We start from the raw sequence: 19878 nt of genomic DNA on the forward strand, positions 1-19878 counted from the left end.
TATACAAGTTTCAGGGATTTTCTATATGGGACCAATAGGTTTTGGTGAGAATGTTCTCGGTGGGCTTACAGCAATGGTCGATGGACCATCAAATTAGCCTCTGCGGCGATGCAGATCGTTAACCGCATCCACCGTATTGGGAATCCCAAGTTCGGCTGCCTTCTTGTCCGCCATCGTGTTCAGCCTGCGGAGCCGGCCGGCGACCGCGTCCTTCGTGGCGACGGGGTTGAGCCGCTCCCCCAGCAGGTTCAAGGAATCTTCCGGGTACTTCATCCGGAACTCCCCTGCCTCCCGAAGGTTGTCGGGAATGTCGTCACCGAGGATCTCAAAGGCTCTCTTAACCCTGATGACTGCGATAACCGCTGCGTCGGCGCTTCTGCGCATATTCGCGTCATCGAAGTTGGCGAGCCTGTTTGCCGTTCCGGAAACTTCCCGGACGGTGCGGAGTTCCTCCCAGCGGATCACGGCGTCGTTGGCTCCCATGCGGGTAAGCATGGCGGCAATGCCGTCGCCTTCCCGGATATCAACCCGGTAGGCACCGCGGGACTCGCGGGCGCGGTAGGTAATGTCGAGTCTGCGGGCCAGCCCGCCAAGGGCGTATGAGGCTTCGAGGCCGGGGCAGATCACTTCGAGGGAAGCGTTGCGGCCCGGCTCAAGAAGGGCACCGCGGGCCAGGAACGCGCCGCGCCACGAGGCAGCAGCGTCAGCTTTGGAGCCGCCGACGACGGTGGGCGGCAGACCTCGGACTGGACGCCCGTACGTATCAATGAGGCCAATACGGCGGGCAATGCGTTCACCGTCGCGTCCGATGCGGACGACGTAGTGGTGGGCTCCCCTGCTTCCGCTGGCCACGGTGTGGAGTTCTGGCTCAACCCGGTAGACGCGGTGCACGAGTTCTCTCAGGCGGCGTGCACTACCGGCATGACCAAGTTCAGCCTGGAGGGCAACGCGGCCGGAGTTAATGTGAATGCCCCTGCGAACCGAAACATCGTGGCGATTTCAGCCACCGTCGCGGAGGCCATGCTGGATTCAACTGAAGCCAGCTCATCTTTCACGGCGGGTGTCAGGGCAGACATTCGTGTAGCTCATCCTTTGCTTGAGAGATTAAAGCCCAGAGGGCTAAATGATCTTACCCCTTTATCGGGTCAGTCGGCTCTCGATACATCGGTGATGGTGCCCTCGAATGCGTCTCGGAGGGCCGCGGCGAACCGGAGCGGGTCATGCACATCACCCCGCCCAGCTTGGTTCACTTGCCGCATAACCAGCCTCGCTTCCACGGCATCAACAGCTTCATCGAGAGCGGAAAGGTCATCGATTGATGTTGGGTCTGCAAGCACCACTGTGGGCGTGATCCCACGGGAATACTTGACGAAGCTCGTGACGTGATCAGCATGCCTCATGTCGCTCGTCTCAACATCGTTGGTGAGGTTCAGGGCCAAAAGTATCTTCGTGCTCGAGTTCTTGAGGGCATTACGAATCTCGGGAAGCATCAGGTGGGGGATGACGGACGTGTACCAGGAGCCTGGCCCAAACACGCACCAGTCAGCGTCCTGGATTGCACCAAGCACTTCGGGGTGTGCGTCGGCCGATTCGGGGATGAGGCGTACCTGTTCAACCCGCCCGGGAGCCACTGCGACCAGGGACTGGCCGCGAATAACCTTGTGGTGGCCGTTGTCGTCAACGTCGGCCTCAATATCCATTGGCACGTTGCTCATGGGGAGGACCCTGCCGTGTACGTTGAGGAGGCGGCCGACAACGTCAAGTCCCTTGACCGGGTCATCGAGAAGGTTCCACAGTGCCGCGATCAGCAGATTGCCGGTGGCATGGTTGTTGAGCGGGCCGTCTGTCACGTAGCGGTGTTGAAGAACATCGCGCCACAGGTGCCCCCATTCGTCATCGTCACAGAGCGCCGACAGCGCCATGCGCAGGTCACCGGGCGGAAGGATGCCAAGCTCGGTGCGGAGCCTGCCCGACGATCCACCATCGTCCGCCACGGTGACAACTGCCGTGAGATTATCGGTGACGTGGCGGAGTGCGGAAAGGGTGGCGTAGAGGCCGTGCCCCCCGCCGAAGGCCACCACGTTGGGGCCCCGGGAGCCGGTGGGTAGCATCGCCTACTCCTTTCCGAGGTCGCGGTGGACGACGACTACCCGGGAGCCGCGCTCCCGCAGGCCGGCGGCAACCCGCTCGGAAATGGCGACGCTCCTGTGCCTACCGCCCGTGCACCCAATGGCAATGGTGACATTCGGCTTCAGCTCCCTCTCGTATCCGGACAGGATTCCAGAAATCAGGTCTATATAGCCATTAACAAAATGCGTAACCCCATCCTGGGTGAGGACATAGTCCTGGACGGGCTTGTCGTGGCCCGTGAGGTTACGTAGCTCGCCAATCCAGTAGGGGTTGGAGATAAAGCGCACATCAACCACGTGATCCGCATCCATGGGAAGCCCATATTTGAAGCCGAACGACATGACAGTGACTCGAGTCTGGAGCTCACCTTCGGCGGCAACAAGCTGTCGCACGTGGCGGGCCAGGTCATGGACCGACATATCCGTCGTGTCGACGATTGCGTCTGCTCGGCCCCGCAGAGTCTTAACTGCTTCCCGCTCGGCATGAACAGCGTCGAGCAGGCGGCCGGTGTCCTGCAGCGGGTGGGGACGACGAACGGATTCGTACCGCTGCACCAATACGTCATCATCACAGTCGAGGAAGAGAATGCGGTGCTCAACACCGGCGTCACGCAACTCATCAAGAACGGCGATGAGGTCATCAAAGAACTTTCCGCCGCGCACGTCCGCAACGACAGCAACGCGGTTGACAGAACTACCGGGAGACATGAGGCCCGTCAATGCTTTGAGGAGCCTTGGCGGGAGGTTGTCGACCACGTACCAGTCGAGGTCTTCTAGGACGGCCGCGGCGCGGGATTTACCGGCGCCGGACATACCGGAAATGATGATGAGCTCAGGAACTTCTGGCTCGGGCACGTGAGCTTCAGCCTCTGCCCCGGGCACCCAGGCGGGGAAGGAGTCCGTCTGATCAATCGCATTCTCGTCCATGTACCTATCGTGCCAGGTTTGTCCCATCCGCGGGTAGGCTCAGCGCCCGTAGTCAGCAACTTTTGAGGATTGACATTTGACCGTGTGTGGAGCGCATGGCTATCGGCGTCATGAAACTGAGTCTTGTGGCTGAATCGGCAAAACTGCTTCGCAAACACACTTTTCATCTCATTAAGGTGGACGTGAACCGTTCTCTAAGTAGACGTGCACTGGGAACACTTATTTTGAAGTCACCGCAACAAGCCAAGGGCGAGCCGCATCGTCTGCCGGTCTGCCTGTCCGAGTGGCTCTGGCTAGTATCTCGGCAAGAAAACACGAGCCTGTCCACTAAGGCTTGATGCGCTCCCCCAGGTGATGGAATTAGTCTGTAGCTAACGGCTCGACATTGATGCCCAGCCTAAGTACTCATCGGGGTCTCCATTGAAGAAAATCGTCGCACCGGGAGTCCATCCGATGACCGCTGACATACTGCCGTCGAATTCGATAGTGCGGTAGGACGTCATGAGGAATCCGCCCAGCGTCAGTTCTATCCAGTCGAAGGATTGTGAAATCGTCTGCCAATCAGGCGTGACCCACTTTCGTTGGGTGCCCAGCATATCTGACCAGTCGTGAAGCCGCCCATCATCGGTAACAACAGTATGCGCTACGCTCAGAAGGTCTTGCCAATCGGATGGGCTCGTTATCCGCAGGCCCTGCCCGCAGGGGTCATTCTTGGCGAGCGGTAGCGTCCGATTATCACCTGCGTAAGCCGTGTCGTTGTCGAAGCAGACCGCCATCGTACTCTCCAGACTCTCAATAGGGCCCGGTGTTGTCTGGATAGTCTGCGCACTTCGCGGCTGATTCGACCAGTGGCTCTGTTCAGTCAGGTCGTCGAACGGGGACGTACCGATGTCTTTTGCGGTTACCCGGTGGGATCGAGCACCTTCCCACCACCAGGTGAAATCCGGTGATGTGGCAATAATCCGGGCAAGGGGCGGAAGCACTCAGCGAATCTGCTAAGCCGGTAACCCGGACGATTAAGGGGCGTGAGAACACCGAAGCTCAATTCTGTTGCCATCCGACCGAGATGAAGAAGCGTGTCCTTCGCCGACCCAAGAAGGGTAGGCACGCCACGGTCCACCACAGCACTAGTGAGGCGGTCGATGACCGACTGATCCGGGCTGCGCAAAAGTTCCTCGGGATCCACGAAATATCCGTCGAGAAGCTCTGTCCGCGTTGTGCTAATGGAAAGGAAGAAGAATAGGGCCGGGAGAGACTCGAGGACTTCCCCTTCCCGGTTGACGGTGGGACCATTCATCTGAAGTCGCCTTTTCTGCAAATGCCGATATTTCGCGGTGTGTACGGTACTACGAGAAAACATGACATGGCGACACCCTTTGTCGTCATTGTCCTCAACTTAACTGCTCCCGTCAGGCTTCGGATGGAAATGATCGTAGATCTTCTGTGCGAAGGCGGGCCCAATCCCGGGGGCGGTGGCAAGCTCTTCGGGCTAGCCTGCTTGATCTTGGCAACGCTCCCAAATTTGTCGAGCAGGTCTTTTTGGCGGGCAGGGCCAAGTCCCGGAATAGCGTCGAGAGCAGAGCGTGTCATGGCCTTCGAACGCCGCTTCCGGTGGTGGGAGATGGCGAAGCGGTGGGATTCATCGCGCACATGCTGGAGCAGGTGGAGGGCCGCTGAGGAACGAGGGAAGATGACCGGGAAGTCATCCCCGGGGATCCAGACTTCCTCGAGGCGCTTCGCTAGGCCAACAACTTCAACATCGACACCCAGCTCATCAACAACACGTTGGGCTGCATTAACCTGCGGGAGGCCACCGTCAACGACGATGAGGTTCGGGCGGTAGGCAAACTTTTTGACCCTGCCGGTGTCCGGATCAACGGCACCCGATACGGCTACTTCTTCGTCGACGTCACGCGAGCCTTCCTTCACCTTGGCAAGGCGCCTGCGAAGCACCTCGTCCATGGCCGCCGTATCGTCACGTGCGCCCTCGCCGTTCTCGCCACGAATGATGTAGTGGCGGTAGTCGGCCTTGCGGGGTATGCCGTCCTCAAAGACGACCATGGACGCCACCTGGTGGGTGCCCTGCGTGTGGGACACGTCGAAACACTCGATACGGAGCGGTGCGGCCGAAAGCCCGAGAACATCCCGAAGATCTTCCAGTGCCTTCGCACGTTGCGTGAGGTCGCCGGAGCGCTTTACCTTGGCGCGAGCAAGTGCCTGGGTGGCATTCTCGTGCACCGTTTCTGCGAGCCGTGCCTTGTCGCCACGCTGTGCCACGTGCAGGTTGATGCGGGCTCCGCGGCGTTCTTCCAGCCAGGCGAGGATTGCATCGGGATCGTCCGGCATGACCGGCACGATAATTTCTCTCGGGATTGCCGTTGTCGGGGTGTGGGTGCGGTCGTCAACGGACCGTGCCTGCCCCTCCGGCATCTCACGACTCGGCTTCAGGAGGCGGTTCTCGCCCTGCTCGCCATAGACCTGAAGCAACAGGGCGGTCACCAGCCCAGCATCGTCCAAGTTCTCAACACGTTCGGTCACCCAGCCACGCTGGCCGCGCACGCGGCCACCGCGCACGTGGAACACCTGAACGCTTGCTTCGAGTTCGTCGGAGACAAGGCCGAAGACGTCAACGTCGGTTCGGTCCGGGAGAACCACCGCGTTCTGTTCGACAACGCGCTTGAGCGCCTCGACATCGTCGCGGAGCCGCGCTGCCCTTTCGAAGTCGAGTTCGGTAGCAGCCTTCTTCATGTCGCGTTCGCGGGAACGAATGTGACGCCCGGTGTCACCATCAAGGAAGTTGCACAGCTCGAGAGCAAGCTCCCTGTGGTCTTCTTCGGAGATCCGACCCACACACGGTGCGGAGCACTTATCGATGTAGCCGAGCAGACAGGGACGCCCCGAGCGTTGAGCTTGTTTTAGAACACCGGGTGAGCAGGTTCGCACCGGGAACGTGTGGAGAAGTGAGTCAAGGGTGTGCCGGATCGCCCACACCTGCGTGTAGGGCCCAAAGTAGCGGTTACCTTTCTTATGAGCATTGCGGGTGATACCTGCTCGCGGAATCGACTCGGACATCGTGACCGCCAGGTACGGGTACGACTTGTCGTCCCGGTACATGACGTTGAACCGGGGGTCGAATTCCTTGATCCACGAGTATTCGAGGGTGAGCGCCTCAACCTCGGTCTTCAGCACCACCCATTCGACCCGTCCGGCAGTGGTGACCATTTGCCTGGTGCGCGGGTGTAGGAGCGCGAGGTCCTGGAAGTAGTTGACGAGCCGTTGCCGCAGGTTCTTTGCCTTACCGACATAAATAACGCGGTCGTCCTCGTCGATGAACCGATAGACCCCCGGATCGGTGGGAATATCGGAGGTCTTTGGACGGTAAACGGACGGGTCAGCCATATACCTACCCTAGGAGCGGGGCAAGGAATTGTCCGGTGTAAGAATTCTTCACCTTCGCAATGTCCTCGGGGGTACCCTGGGCGATAACCTGTCCGCCGCCGGCACCACCCTCGGGTCCCATGTCGATCACCCAGTCCGCGGATTTAATAACGTCCAGGTTGTGTTCGATCACGATCACGGTGTTGCCCTTGTCGGTAAGGCCCTGGAGGACCTTGAGGAGCTTCGACACATCTTCGAAGTGCAGGCCGGTTGTCGGCTCGTCAAGCACGTAGACGGAACGGCCGTTGCTCCGACGTTGCAGCTCGGAGGCGAGCTTCACGCGCTGGGCCTCGCCACCGGACAGGGTGGTGGCCGACTGACCAAGTCGAACATAGCCAAGACCAACGGAGTCGAGGGTGGAAAGGTGCCGGGTGATTCCGGAGACGGGTCCGAAGAACTCGAGGGCCTCCGAGATCGTCATCTCAAGTACATCGGCAACGGACTTGCCCTTGTACTTCACCTCGAGGGTGTCGCGGTTGTAGCGCTTACCGTCGCACACTTCGCAGGGCACGTACACGTCGGGAAGGAAGCTCATTTCGATCTTGATCGTGCCGTCACCCTTGCACGATTCACAGCGACCGCCCTTGACGTTGAAGGAGAACCTGCCGGGGCCGTAGCCGCGGACCTTGGATTCGGGAACCTCAGCGAAAAGCTTGCGCACCCGGTCCCACACACCTGTGTAGGTGGCTGGGTTTGAGCGCGGGGTACGACCAATCGGAGACTGATCGACGTGGATGACCTTGTCAAGACCGTCGAGGCCCGTCACGGACGTGTGACGACCGGGAACAATTCGTGCGCGGTTCAGCTGGTTGGCAAGGGAGTTGTAGAGAATCGAGTTCACGAGCGTGGACTTGCCGGAACCGGAAACACCGGTGACGGCCACGAAGCAGGAGCGTGGGAAAGAAACCGTGACGTTCTTCAGGTTGTTTTCCTTGCCGCCCTTCACCGTGATCTGGTTCTTCTTGTCGACTTTGCGGCGTCCCGTTGGAAGCGGGATAGACCTGCGTCCAGCAAGATAGGCACCGGTGATCGAGGAGTCTTCCACCAGAAGTCCGTTGTAGTCGCCTGCGTAGACGATTTCTCCCCCGCGCTCGCCCGCGCCAGGGCCGATGTCAACGATATAATCGGCGGACTTAATCGTGTCTTCGTCGTGTTCGACAACGATCAGGGTGTTTCCGAGATCGCGGAGCTTCTCAAGGGTCTGAATGAGGCGCGCGTTGTCGCGCTGGTGCAGACCAATCGACGGTTCATCCAAAACGTACAGAACGCCAACCAGGGCAGAACCGATCTGGGTGGCGAGTCGAATGCGCTGAGCTTCACCGCCGGACAGCCCGGCGGCCCCGCGGGACAGCGTGAGATAGGTGAGGCCAACGTCGACGAGGAAGCCGAGCCGGAACTGGGTTTCCTTGAGAACAGCATCGGCCACGGCCCGCTGCTTGGGCGTGAGTTCCAGCTTATTGAGGAACTGGGACGCTTCGGCGACCGACAGATCGCAGAGCTCTGCGATGGAGAGGCCGCCGATGGTGACGGCGAGAACCTCGGGCTTGAGGCGGGCGCCGTGACACTCCTGGCAGGGGATCTCCCTCATGAAGGATTCGTAACGTTCCTTCGACCATTCGGACTCGGTCTCTTCCCGCTTCCTTTTGACGAAGTCGAGAACACCTTCGAAACCGGTTGCGTACGTGCGTTCACGGCCCCAGCGGTTCTTGTACTTGACCTTGATCTTGTAGTCCTTGCCGTACACGATCGTGTCGCGGACTTCCTTGGAAAGTTCACCCCACGGGGTGTCGACGGAGAAACCAATCTCCTTGCCGAGTGCGGTCAGTTGCCTCGTGAAGTAGGTCTTGTTGCCAGCCCAGGGCAGGACAGCACCATCGCGTAGTGAGATCGACTCGTCGGGAACAACGAGCGCGGGATCCACCTCTAGCTTGGTGCCGATACCCGAACACTCGGGGCAGGCGCCGTAGGGTGCGTTGAACGAGAACGTGCGGGGCTCAATTTCGTCGAGGGTCAGCACGTGGTCGTTCGGGCAGGCGCGCTTCTCCGAGTACTTTCGGAACCGCTGCGGATCCTCTTCATCGACGTCCACACGTTCGATGACAACCAGACCATCAGTCAGGCGCAGCGCGGTCTCGATCGAGTCGGTGAGCCGGCGGGTCGAGTCCTTCCGGACGAGGCGGTCAACGACGACGTCAATGTCGTGACGGAGCTTCTTGTCGAGCGTCGGTGGGTTGTCGAGCCGAACCATTTCGGAGTCGACCTTGGCGCGGGAGAAACCCTGCTGCTGAAGATCGGAGAACAGTTCGCCGTATTCGCCCTTGCGTCCGCGGATCACGGGAGCAAGAACCTGGAATCGTGTTCCCTCGGGAAGCTCCATGACGTGGTTGACGATCTGCTCCGCAGACTGCGAGCTGATCTCTTCACCGCACTCCGGGCAGTGCTGGATACCGGCACGGGCGTACAGCAACCTCAGGTAGTCGTATACCTCGGTAATTGTTCCAACGGTTGAACGCGGGTTGCGGCTTGTCGACTTCTGGTCGATCGCGACCGCGGGCGACAGTCCCCCAATGTAGTCGACGGAGGGCTTATCCATCCGTCCCAGGAACTGCCTCGCGTACGAAGACAGGGACTCGACGTAGCGTCGCTGACCCTCGGCGAAGATCGTGTCAAAAGCTAGGGATGACTTCCCGGAACCGGATAGGCCGGTGAAGACCACAAGCTGATCACGTGGGATCTCGAGGTCGACGTTCTGAAGGTTATGCTCACGGGCACCGCTGACAACGATATGTTCAGTCACTCGGACATTGTAACTGTTCCACGAGACTTTCGAACAAATGTACCCCTCAACACACTGCGTGTCTCGGCACATGGGACCCCCCTATACCGCCGTAGCCGGAATGCTTACGTTCGTAGCAATCCGTTGCTCGGTAGCCGTAAACCCGGCGGGGTCGGTAGTGTAGAGGGCATGAGTATGACCTATCACACCGGTGCCGGCCTCCCTCCCGTAACAATTGACCTCGACGACACAAGGATCGTGAAGATGTCGGTGGGGAGCATGGACAACAACGTCTACCTCATCGAGAACAACCTTGGCGATGCGGTGATTGTCGATGCTGCCGCCGAGCCGGAGCGGGTGGCTGAGCTTGCCGCTGGCAAGACCGTTCACGCCATTATCACGACCCACGAGCATCACGACCACATTGGCGCTCTCGAAACGGTTCACCACGTGTTCCCGGAAGCCGAGATTCTCGCGACCAAGGAAACGGGCGCAGCCCTACCGGTTGAGGCAACGGATTCCCTCAAGCACGGCGAGGTTAGGTCCTTCGGTGATCTTGAGCTCGAGTTCATTGTTCTGCGCGGCCACACTCCCGCCGGCCTTGCGATTGTCGTTGAGGGGTCTCACATCCTGACCGGCGACTCCCTGTTCCCAGGCGGGGTTGGTAAAACTCCGTCAGAGCAGGCTTTCTTCCTGCTCTTCAACGATGTTCGCGATCGCCTGTTCGAACGCTTCGACAACGATACGATCATCCACCCCGGCCACGGGAACTCCACGACTTTGGGCGATGAACGCCCGAAGCTGACCGAATGGGAAGGACGGCGCTGGTGATTTTCGCAGCGACATACACATACGACCCCGAGCGCGATGACATCCACGATGTTCGCCCCCTGCACCGCGAGTACCTCAAGACTCTGTTCGATGATGGAAAGCTACTTGCCAGCGGTCCGCGCGGCGACGGTGCCCTTCTCATCCTTTCAGCTGACTCCGAGCAGCAGGCGATCGATCTTCTTGGCGGCGATCCGTTCATGAAGTCCGGAATCGTCCTCGAACTCGACATCAAGGAGTGGACCGTCGTTTACGGTCCGTGGGCGTGAAACGCATTGATCCCTTCATTGTTGGGATCCTTCTTGCATTCGCGCTAGGTCTTCTCTGGCCCGCCTCCGACGGTGTTCGCACCGGGATCTCGTGGGCCGGAGATGTCCTTGTCGCTATCCTGTTCTTCCTCTACGGCTTGCGCCTGCGAACCTCCGAGGTGCTGGCCGGGCTGACGAACGTCAAGGTCCAGGGGCTCATTTTTGCCTCCACCTACATCGTTTTCCCCCTTATTGGTCTCGCCATCCATCCGTTGCTGGCCCCGGTCCTTGGTGAAGGCTTCGCGAACGGTTTCCTCTATCTGGCCTTCCTGCCCTCCACCATCCAGTCGTCGGTGACCTTCACGTCGATCGCCAAAGGTGACACGGCGGCCGCGGTATGCGCGGCAACGTTCTCGAACGTCATTGGCATGTTTCTCACTCCCCTCTACGTTCTGATCTTCATGAACATTGAGGGTGCCTCGGCCGGATCGATTTCGAGCGTCCTCACCCAACTGCTACTGCCGTTTATTGTCGGCCAGATTCTCCAGATCAAGCTGGGCGACCGCATTCGCAAATACCCGAAGCAACTGAAGGTCTACGACCAGGGCACGGTGGTTGTCATTGTTCTCGGAGCCGTTCTCGACTCGACCGCTGCCAACACGTGGGATGGTGTCACGCCCCTACAGATCGTTGTTCTGATCGCCGTTTCCTGTGTGCTTCTCGCCATTATTCTGGCGCTCACCTGGTATGCATCGGCTTGGCTCAAGGTGGGCAGGCCCGGCCAAATTGCCGTCCTCATGTGCGGTTCCAAGAAGTCCCTCGCCACGGGATTGCCCATGGCGCAGGCGATCTTCCCGGCCGCTTTGATCGGGCCGATTGCCGTGCCGGTCATTATCTTCCACCAGATCCAGCTACTCGTCTGTGCGGTTATTGCGTCAAGGCTCGGGCGTGAAGAGTCGGACGTAGCCCGGTAGGGGCGCTATCGTTTCCACTATGAAGCCCTTCCTACTCATTGCGACCCGTCCCGAGGATGAGACCGCCGACGCCGAATACGAGCAGCTCCTGCGGTTCGGTCAGCTCGAAGAGCACGAGCTCCACCGGATCCGTCTCGAGTCCGCTCCCCTGCCCAGTCTCGACCTCGATGACTATTCGGGCGTTATCGTCGGCGGCAGCCCTTTCACCGGCTCCATCCCAACCGAACACAAGTCCGATACGCAGCGCCGAGTGGAGAAGGAAATCTCCGACTTGCTCGACATCATTGTCGAGCGCGACTTTCCGTTCCTCGGAGCCTGCTACGGAGTTGGCACCCTCCTCTCCCACCAGGGAGCAGTCATCGACTCCACGTATTCGGAAGCGGTCGGTGCCGTCACCATCAATCTGACAACGGCAGGTCGCAATGATCCCCTTCTCCACGGCCTGCCCGACTCCTTCCCTGCCTTCGTGGGACATAAGGAAGCGTGCCGGGTACTCCCCGACCACGCCATTCTTCTCGCCAGCTCCGATACGTGCCCCGTCCAAATGTTCCGCATCAAGGAGAATCTCTACGGCACCCAGTTCCACCCGGAACTCGACGCCCCGGGTATCGCCCAGCGGATCAGGATTTACAAGAATGCCGGGTACTTCAAACCGGAAGAGGCTGACTCTCTGATCGCCGAGACCTCCAAGGCACCTGTCGGCGACGTCCACCGCGTCGTCTCAAACTTCACCCGCAACTACGCCGTCTCATAGGCACTGGCCAACTTCCGTTAGCCGTAGTGTGCCCGAAGGCCCGGACCCGTTTGGTTGCCGTTGCTTAGTCCAGCCGACGTGGCACGACCCTCACTAGCAAGTCCCCATAAACAGTTGAGCCTCGAGGATGTCCCTCGAGGCTCAACTGTATTTGGATCTTTGAACGTCACCGCGTGGAGTGCATTTTTGTCAGTCCACTCCAGGAGTTAGTTCCTAAACTTCGTGCGGTCCGCGCCCGTTGTCGGTCTCGGTGTTAAGCGAGTTTGGCTTACCGGCGGGCGATGCTTGGTCTGAATTCTGTGCGTTCGGAGCCTGGCTGTCGGTTGCCGCAACGGGGTTCGTCTTCGCCTCGTCAGCCTTCTGAGCTTCCCGCTTCTTATTGCCCCAGATTGAGGCGATAACGGTAATGAAGATGACGCCGATGATGACACCGAGGGAAACGCCGATGCCGGGCTCAGGAATACCGAGGAGCATGTCGTAGCCGTGGAAGGCGTGGATGATGAGCTTGACGGCAATGAAGCCGAGGATAACGGCGAGGCCGTAGTGGAGGTAGATGAGCTTCTCGAGAAGACCATCAACGAGGAAGAAGAGCTGGCGAAGTCCAAGCAGTGCGAAGACGTTTGCCGCGAATACAATGTAGGGCTCGTCCGTCAGGCCGTAGATGGCCGGGATGGAGTCGAGTGCGAAGACGAGGTCAATGGTGCCGATAGCAACGATGCACAGGAACAGCGGGGTGATCCACGACTTGCCTTCGCGGCGCACGACGAGGCGCTGGCCCACGAAGCCTTCGGTGACGCGGAAGGTCTTCTCAGCAAAGCGGACGATGCCGTTGGGCTTGTAGTTCTCGATCTCATCCTGTTTGTCATCGGGATCGTCGACACCCTGACGGACCTGGCCGATCGCGGTGTAGAGAAGGAATGCACCGAAGATGAAGAACATCCACACGAACTGGTCGATGAGGGCCTTACCGAGAAGGATGAAGACGAGGCGCATGAGGAGCGCCATAACAATGCCGTAGAGAAGGACCTTCTGCTGGTAGAGCCTGGGTACCTTGAACGAGGCAATGACGATGATAAAGACAAATATGTTGTCGACCGACAGGGCCTTTTCAACGGCGTAACCGCCGTAGTATTCACCTGCGAGAGTGCCGCCGTGCTGCCAGAGGATAACGAGTCCGAACAGGAGGGCAATAGCAACGTAGAAGGCGGACCAGGTGGCCGCTTCCTTGATTGTGGGTTCGTGGGCCTTGCGGACGTGTCCGAACAGGTCAACGAGGATCAGGACGAGGGCGATACCGCCGAGTGCGAACCATTCCCACAAATCGACGTGCATCTGTTCCGGGGTGGACGCTGCCTGCGTCAGAATGACATGGGTGGGTAGCTGGGATGCCAGCAAAACATACCTCCGGGTTGTTGAACCGAAGGTCTCTTCCCACCGGATGTCCGGTCGTGAACCGAGTGCCTTGGGCACCGTGATGGCGGCTCACTGTTGTGCGGGAATACTCCCCTTCGCTAGCTTCACAGGCAACAATACGCGAATCGAATCAATCTGGACACCCAAGACCCCGGCACGTCACTATGAGGTTCGCGACGTCCCCAACTGGGGACGCACCGCTACCGTCGCACAGCAGAAACGGACATCGCAGTAGAAAAACGTGCAACGGACGCGGCTAGCGAGAGAATTCGACTTCAGCCAGCCACAGTCGGTGGAGACCAGCCGAAGGAGGCCGAACTGTTCCTGTAGAACCGCGTCGTGCCCTGCGCGATGAAAGACTCTCCTGCGTTAAGAGGTGTCTAGGACGTTGCCGACTCCATCTGCCGCAGTTCCTTCTTGAGGTCCTGGATCTCGTCGCGCAGGCGGGCCGCGAGCTCGAAGCGGAGATCCTCGGCCGCCTGCTTCATCTGCTCGTCGAGTTCCGCGATCAGGCCGCGCAGGTCGCCCGTAGCTTTACCTGCCATTTCCTCACGGGTCTGGGGAACCGGTGTCGCCTTGCGATAGCCACCTTCAAGGAGCTCCGCGGTGTCGATTTCCTCGCGGGCCAACATGTCAGTGACGTCGGCAATCTTCTTGCGGAGCGGCTGCGGGTCGATCCCGCGTTCCTTGTTGTAGGCGATCTGCTTTTCGCGGCGCCTGTTCGTTTCGTCAATTGCTTCACGCATGTTGGGCGTGATCGTGTCCGCATACATGTGGACCTGGCCGGAGACGTTACGGGCGGCACGGCCAATGGTCTGAATGAGAGAGGTCGTGGAACGGAGGAATCCCTGCTTGTCAGCGTCGAGAATTGCCACGAGGGAGACTTCTGGCAGGTCGAGTCCCTCCCGGAGCAGGTTAATGCCGACGAGCACGTCAAACAGGCCGAGCCGGAGTTCGCGGAGCAGCTCAACGCGCCGGAGCGTGTCGACGTCGGAGTGGAGGTATTCCACCTTGACTCCTCTCTCGGCAAGGTAGTCGGTGAGGTCCTCCGCCATCTTCTTCGTGAGCGTCGTGACAAGAACACGTTCGTCTCGAGCCACCCGGGCCTTCACCTCGCCAAGAAGATCATCGATCTGGCCCTCGACGGGCTTGACAACAATCTCGGGGTCAACCAGACCGGTGGGGCGAATGATCTGTTCGACAACGCCATCGGACTGCCCCATCTCGTACTTGCCGGGGGTTGCCGACAGGTAGACGGTCTGGCCAATGCGTTCGAGGAACTCGGCCCACTTGAGCGGCCGGTTGTCCATGGCCGAGGGCAGCCGGAAGCCATGCTCGACGAGGGTTCTCTTACGGGACATGTCGCCCTCGTACATGGCGCCGATCTGGGGAACGGTCACGTGGGACTCGTCAATGACGAGAACGAAATCCGATGGGAAGTAGTCGAGAAGCGTGTGGGGGCCGTGCCCGGTCCGCGGCCGTCAATGTGGCGGGAGTAGTTCTCAATGCCGGAGCAGGATCCGACGTTCCGCATCATCTCGAGGTCGTAGGTGGTTCTCATGGAGAGCCGTTGTGCCTCGAGGAGCTTGTTCTGGGACTCGAGCTCCTCAACGCGAGCATCGAGCTCCTCCTCGATGGATTGGATCGCCTTCTGCATGCGTTCGGGCCCCGCCACGTAGTGGGAGGCCGGGAACAGGTGCGCGTGATCGGTTTGTTTCAGCACGCTCCCGGTGAGCGGGTGCAGGTAGGAGAGTTCGTCGATTTCGTCGCCGAACATCTCGATCCGGATCGCGAGTTCCTCGTACACGGGAATGATCTCGATCGTGTCGCCCCGGACGCGGAACGTGCCGCGAGTGAAGGCAATATCGTTACGCACGTACTGCATCTGCACAAACTGGCGCAGTAGCTCGTCCCGGTCGATCTCTTGGCCCACCTCGAGGCGCACCATCCGGTCCACATATTCCTGGGGGTACCGAGGCCGTAGATGCAGGAAACGGAAGCGACGACTACCGTGTCCCGGCGGGTCAGCAGGGAGTTCGTTGCCGAGTGGCGGAGCCGCTCGACCTCGTCGTTGATCGACGAGTCTTTCTCGATGAAGGTGTCTGTCTGCGGAACGTAGGCTTCCGGCTGGTAGTAGTCGTAGTACGAGACGAAGTACTCGACCGCGTTGTTCGGGAGGAGCTCCCGGAACTCCGACGCCATCTGAGCCGCCAACGTCTTATTGGGCTCAAGGATGAGCGTGGGTCGCTGAATCTGTTCGATAAGCCAGGCGGTCGTAGCCGACTTACCGGTACCGGTGGCACCGAGAAGGACGATGTCCTTCTCGCCCGCGTTGATACGCTCCGTCAGGTCGGCGATCGCGGTTGGCTGATCGCCTGACGGGGTGAACTCGGAAACTACATCGAAGGGTGCTTCGGCACGAACGAGATCGGAGACGGGACGCATGAGTCCTAGGCTAGTACCCTGCGCGGGCAGTGTCCTAGCGTGTTTCCTCCAGGCGGACCTGCACGAGCGCTTCGGCGTCGGGTCGCACCCAGCCGTCGCCGTCGGGAACGCAGCATACGTGGCGAAGAATCATCTCCTCGGTATCTGCCGGAACAACGACATCCATGCCGTCCACGCGGGCTTCCGTGCCAGTGTGTGCCAACTTGCCCAGAAGCCTCTCCCCGTTCATGACGTGGCGACCCTTCGCCTCGGGAACAGCCTCGGTGACGACGTTCTCTTCAAACTCGCGGAGGCGAGCAATGATCTTGTCGACCTGCGCTTCAAGTTCTTCGACCGTTCCCGTGTTCTCGATGACCGCGTCGGCGAACGGCAGGCGCTCTTCATCCTCCAGCTGCGTGTTGATCCGCGCCTGAGCATGCTGCTCCGTCATGCCCCGATCGCGCACGAGACGCTCAATACGAAGATTATCGGGAGAGGTGATGACGATGAGGAACTGCGGAACGTAGGCCCTGCCGGTCTCAATGAGAAGGGGCGAGTCCTCAACCACGATGGCACGAGGGTCCGCCGACACGTACTCGCGGAACATTTCCGCCATGCGGTCCCGCACCATCGGGTGAATGATGGCGTTGAGCTCGCCGAGCCGCTCCGGATCGCTAAAAACCATGTTGGCGAGCTTCTGCCGATCGAGAATTCCGTTCTGTACCATGCCCTGGAACGTGTTCCCGATCGCCGGTACTGCAGCGCCGCCTTCCGAGGTCAGATCCCGGGAGATCTCATCCGCATCCATCACCTTCATGCCCGCCTCCGCCATCCGGGCTGAGACAAGAGACTTACCGGATGCGATACCGCCAGTTAGGCCGACATACAGCATTCCACGATCCTTTCGACAAGCTCCACGCCCTCCTCGAGCGCGAGATGCTCAGCGGGTGGGATGTGGAGAAAACACGAGTTCCCGTGATGACGATACAGGGAATACGAGAGCGTATTGCACACGTAGGTCCCAGCACTGAGGGAAATTTCTATGCCGCACTCCGAAGCAATCCTATCGAGGTCCCATCCGGAGGCTAAAAAGTCGGGACCATCATCGAAGATTTTCTGACCGCTCGGCGTCAACCCGGTGACGTCTGCGGTCCGTGCCTCTTGCCAGTTCACTCCAAGCTTCTCAAGGCGCGGAACGGTGCGACCGCCGGCAACCCCGATGGAAAGAACCAGGTCAGCACCGGAAACAAGCTCTGGTACTTTCTCACCAATATCGAAGCGGACGGGCAGGATCTCCGTGCGGGCACCGAGCTTCTCCCCGGCTGCGTTCGCTAACGCCTCGCTGGGGTTCTCTCGGTGTGCGACCGATCCTTTCTCACCGAAGGGCCCAAAGCCCGTGATGAGGATCATTCTGCATCGTTCGGATCGATGGGAGCGTGGTGATCGCGGTCCGCCAGTCCCTGCTTCCAGTACCCGTCGACCTTCACCGCTTCCCGTGCCACGGGCGATTCGTTGCGGAGCCACCTGCGGGCAGCGATAAGCGTGCCGGCCTCGCCCGCGGCCCACACGTAGGTGCCGCCGTCGAGCTCGAGCTCGCTGAGCGCCTTGACGATCCCGTCGCCGGAGGGATCGAATGGAGTCCGAACAACATCCACCCCGTCCAGATCCTCGAAGTATTCGATGCCTTCACCGTGCAGGATAAGAGTCGTGGGAAGCGTCTGAGGCCGTGCCGCCAGCCAGCGCCTGATCGGCGGGAATGCCGATGCATCGCCAATAAGAACAAGCTGGGATGCTCCTACCGGGAACTCAAGGCTGGAACGCGGGCCACCCACGCGGACGGGTGATCCAACCGGCAAGGAATCAGCCCACGCGCTCACGGGGCCGTCGCCGTGCACCACGATGTCGAAGGCAATCTCGCCTCCGCCGACGTGCAGGGGCGTGTAGTGCCGCCCTGTCATCTCGCCATCCGCCGCGGGAACGAACAGCTTGCAGTGATCGCTCGGTCCGGTCGACTCGAAGCCCTCGAGCTCATCGCCGCCCAGCGTTACGCGGACGAAACCACCCGGGAGCCTCTTGGCATCCCTCACGCTCAGATCGCGTGCGCGCAGCTCGCGCGGGACTTTCACTCTGGTAGGTATCTCGAAACTCATTACGCTCATTGTCGGTAATTAGGTAAGCCTAAGCAAGCCTCATTCGGGTGCGTGAGACAAAGGCCCCTGTGCAGGCTTTACACTCAGCTCATCAGAGCGGTTCTCGTCGTGCTTAACGCCCTCGATTGCTGGGCCCCCTGCACTCCCCTCGGCACCTACTTGCCGCTGTGTCGCGGTTAAGAGAAACGGTCGTGAACAGGGTCTGATCACCCCTCAAACATGCGGAAGGGGACCGCCGTAGCGGTCCCCTTCGCGGTTAGATCAGGTGCGATCAGTGGCCGGTGAGCTTCTCACGCAGAGCTGCGAGAGCCTCATCCGATGCCAGGGTGCCGGTCGACTCGGTACCCGAGGAGTAGCTGGCCGGAGCCTGCTCGCGTGCCGGTGCCGGAGCGGCCTCTGCAGCCTGCTCCTCGACCTCGGCCTGGTGAGCAACCTGCTCCTTGTGGGCGAGCCACAGTGCGTAAGCCGCGTTGTACTCGGCCTCCCACTGCTCGCGCTCGGCCTCGAAGCCCTCGAGCCATTCGCCCGACTCCGAGTCGTAACCCTCGGGGTACTTGTAGTTGCCGTTCTCGTCGTACTCGGAAGCCATGCCGTAGAGCGATGCATCGAAGTCCTCGGACTCCGGGTCGACGCCCTCATTGGCCTGCTTGAGCGACAGGGAAATGCGGCGGCGCTCAAGGTCGATGTCAATGACCTTGACGAACAGCTCGTCGCCAACCTTGGCGATCTGCTCGGGCTGCTCGATGTGGCGCTGTGCGAGCTCGGAGATGTGGACGAGGCCCTCGATGCCGTCCTCGACGCGGACGAACGCACCGAAGGGAACGAGCTTGGTGACCTTGCCGGGCACGACCTGGCCGATGGCATGGGTACGTGCGAAGACCTGCCACGGGTCCTCCTGCGTCGCCTTGAGCGACAGGGAGACACGCTCGCGGTCCATGTCGACCTCGAGAACCTCGACGGTGACAGGGGTGCCAACCTCGACGACCTCGTTCGGGTGGTCGATGTGCTTCCAGGAGAGCTCGGAAACGTGGACGAGACCGTCAACGCCACCGAGGTCCACGAAGGCACCGAAGTTCACGATGGAGGAGACTACGCCCTCGCGAATCTGCCCCTTCTGGAGGGTGTTGAGGAAGTGGCTGCGGGTCTCGGACTGGTTCTGTTCGAGGAACGCGCGGCGGGAAAGAACGACGTTGTTACGGTTCTTGTCGAGCTCGATGATCTTCGCATCGATGTCGCGGCCGATGTAGGGCTGCAGGTCGCGAACGCGACGCATCTCGACGAGCGATGCGGGAAGGAATCCGCGCAGGCCGATATCGACGATGAGGCCACCCTTGACGACCTCGATGACGTTGCCGGAGACGACACCGTCGGTGTTCTTGATCTCCTCGATCTTGGCCCAGGCACGTTCCTGCTGTGCGCGGCGCTTCGAGAGGAGAAGGCGGCCTTCCTTGTCTTCCTTCTGGAGGACGTAGGCCTCGACGCGATCTCCTACGGCGACGACCTCATCGGGGTCGATGTCGTGCTTGATCGACAGTTCCTTCGAGGGAATAACACCCTCGGTCTTGTAGCCAATGTCGAGAAGGACCTCGTCGTGGTCCACCTTGACAATGGTGCCCTCGACGATGTCCCCGTCGTTGAAGTACTTGATGGTCTCGTCAACAGCTGCGAGGAGTTCTTCCTTCGAGCCAATATCGTTGACGGCGACCTGCGGGGTGGTCGGCTGCTCGGGCGTGGTAGTTGTCATTGAGTTGTAGTCTCCGATGGGACAGTAGAAATAGATTGGACAGTTATTGCGGATATCCCGAAAGACATCCAAG

The 19878-nt window shown here is 60.1% G+C and carries 14 protein-coding genes and 2 pseudogenes; 4 read left to right on the top strand and 12 right to left on the bottom strand.

What is annotated here, in order from left to right; genetic code table 11:
* Window positions 1–93: 93 nt before the first annotated feature.
* From whiA to uvrA, 6 genes and pseudogenes are all read right to left on the bottom strand, one after another.
* Window positions 94–1076 (bottom strand): annotated as a pseudogene (gene whiA, locus EJ997_RS03865) (DNA-binding protein WhiA).
* 69 nt (window positions 1077–1145) lie between these two features.
* Window positions 1146–2111 (bottom strand): gluconeogenesis factor YvcK family protein, encoded by a 966-nt coding sequence (locus tag EJ997_RS03870; protein ID WP_126703419.1) that lies wholly within the window; start codon window positions 2109–2111, stop codon window positions 1146–1148.
* Between the two features lie 3 nt (window positions 2112–2114).
* Complete coding sequence (rapZ, locus tag EJ997_RS03875; RefSeq protein ID WP_126703420.1) at window positions 2115–3056, bottom strand: RNase adapter RapZ; 942 nt, start codon at window positions 3054–3056, stop codon at window positions 2115–2117.
* A gap of 371 nt (window positions 3057–3427) precedes the next feature.
* Window positions 3428–4039: a hypothetical protein gene (locus tag EJ997_RS03880; protein WP_126703421.1), complete on the bottom strand. Its 612-nt coding sequence runs from the start codon at window positions 4037–4039 to the stop codon at window positions 3428–3430.
* Between the two features lie 310 nt (window positions 4040–4349).
* Entirely contained in the window at window positions 4350–6455 is a 2106-nt protein-coding gene (uvrC, locus tag EJ997_RS03885) for an excinuclease ABC subunit UvrC (protein WP_126703422.1), read from the bottom strand.
* 4 nt (window positions 6456–6459) lie between these two features.
* The gene (gene uvrA, locus EJ997_RS03890; protein ID WP_126703423.1) at window positions 6460–9291 is read right to left on the bottom strand and encodes an excinuclease ABC subunit UvrA; all 2832 of its coding nucleotides are present in this window, start codon (window positions 9289–9291) and stop codon (window positions 6460–6462) included.
* A gap of 168 nt (window positions 9292–9459) precedes the next feature.
* On the opposite strand from uvrA, the gene EJ997_RS03895 reads away from it, so the two are divergent.
* The 4 genes from EJ997_RS03895 to EJ997_RS03910 are packed head-to-tail and all read left to right on the top strand — an operon-like array spanning window position 9460 to window position 12074.
* Window positions 9460–10101: an MBL fold metallo-hydrolase gene (locus EJ997_RS03895; protein WP_164719773.1), complete on the top strand. Its 642-nt coding sequence runs from the start codon at window positions 9460–9462 to the stop codon at window positions 10099–10101.
* On the top strand, window positions 10098–10367 hold the full coding sequence (locus tag EJ997_RS03900) for a YciI family protein (RefSeq protein ID WP_228201568.1): 270 nt from the start codon (window positions 10098–10100) through the stop codon (window positions 10365–10367). The genes EJ997_RS03895 and EJ997_RS03900 overlap by 4 nt, the downstream gene beginning before the upstream one ends.
* The gene (locus EJ997_RS03905; RefSeq protein WP_228201569.1) at window positions 10364–11320 is read left to right on the top strand and encodes a bile acid:sodium symporter family protein; all 957 of its coding nucleotides are present in this window, start codon (window positions 10364–10366) and stop codon (window positions 11318–11320) included. The genes EJ997_RS03900 and EJ997_RS03905 overlap by 4 nt, the downstream gene beginning before the upstream one ends.
* A gap of 19 nt (window positions 11321–11339) precedes the next feature.
* On the top strand, window positions 11340–12074 hold the full coding sequence (locus EJ997_RS03910; protein WP_126703426.1) for a glutamine amidotransferase: 735 nt from the start codon (window positions 11340–11342) through the stop codon (window positions 12072–12074).
* Window positions 12075–12287: 213 nt separating this feature from the next.
* On the opposite strand, the gene EJ997_RS03915 is transcribed toward EJ997_RS03910, so the two are convergent.
* The 6 genes and pseudogenes from EJ997_RS03915 to rpsA form a co-directional block, all read right to left on the bottom strand.
* Window positions 12288–13469, bottom strand: coding sequence for a TerC family protein (locus tag EJ997_RS03915; RefSeq protein ID WP_323052629.1), 1182 nt, complete (start codon window positions 13467–13469; stop codon window positions 12288–12290).
* Window positions 13470–13867: 398 nt separating this feature from the next.
* Window positions 13868–15932, bottom strand: a pseudogene (gene uvrB, locus EJ997_RS03920) (excinuclease ABC subunit UvrB).
* A gap of 34 nt (window positions 15933–15966) precedes the next feature.
* Window positions 15967–16803, bottom strand: coding sequence for a dephospho-CoA kinase (coaE, locus tag EJ997_RS03925; protein ID WP_126703427.1), 837 nt, complete (start codon window positions 16801–16803; stop codon window positions 15967–15969).
* Complete coding sequence (locus EJ997_RS03930) at window positions 16785–17321, bottom strand: pyroglutamyl-peptidase I family protein (RefSeq protein ID WP_126703428.1); 537 nt, start codon at window positions 17319–17321, stop codon at window positions 16785–16787. Before EJ997_RS03930 ends, coaE begins: the two co-directional genes overlap by 19 nt.
* Window positions 17318–18061: a siderophore-interacting protein gene (locus EJ997_RS03935; RefSeq protein ID WP_164719774.1), complete on the bottom strand. Its 744-nt coding sequence runs from the start codon at window positions 18059–18061 to the stop codon at window positions 17318–17320. Before EJ997_RS03935 ends, EJ997_RS03930 begins: the two co-directional genes overlap by 4 nt.
* Window positions 18062–18332: 271 nt before the next feature.
* Window positions 18333–19805 (bottom strand): 30S ribosomal protein S1, encoded by a 1473-nt coding sequence (rpsA, locus tag EJ997_RS03940; protein ID WP_126703430.1) that lies wholly within the window; start codon window positions 19803–19805, stop codon window positions 18333–18335.
* Window positions 19806–19878: the final 73 nt, after the last annotated feature.

This window comes from Flaviflexus ciconiae (genome assembly GCF_003971195.1).
Lineage (GTDB): Bacteria > Actinomycetota > Actinomycetes > Actinomycetales > Actinomycetaceae > Flaviflexus > Flaviflexus ciconiae.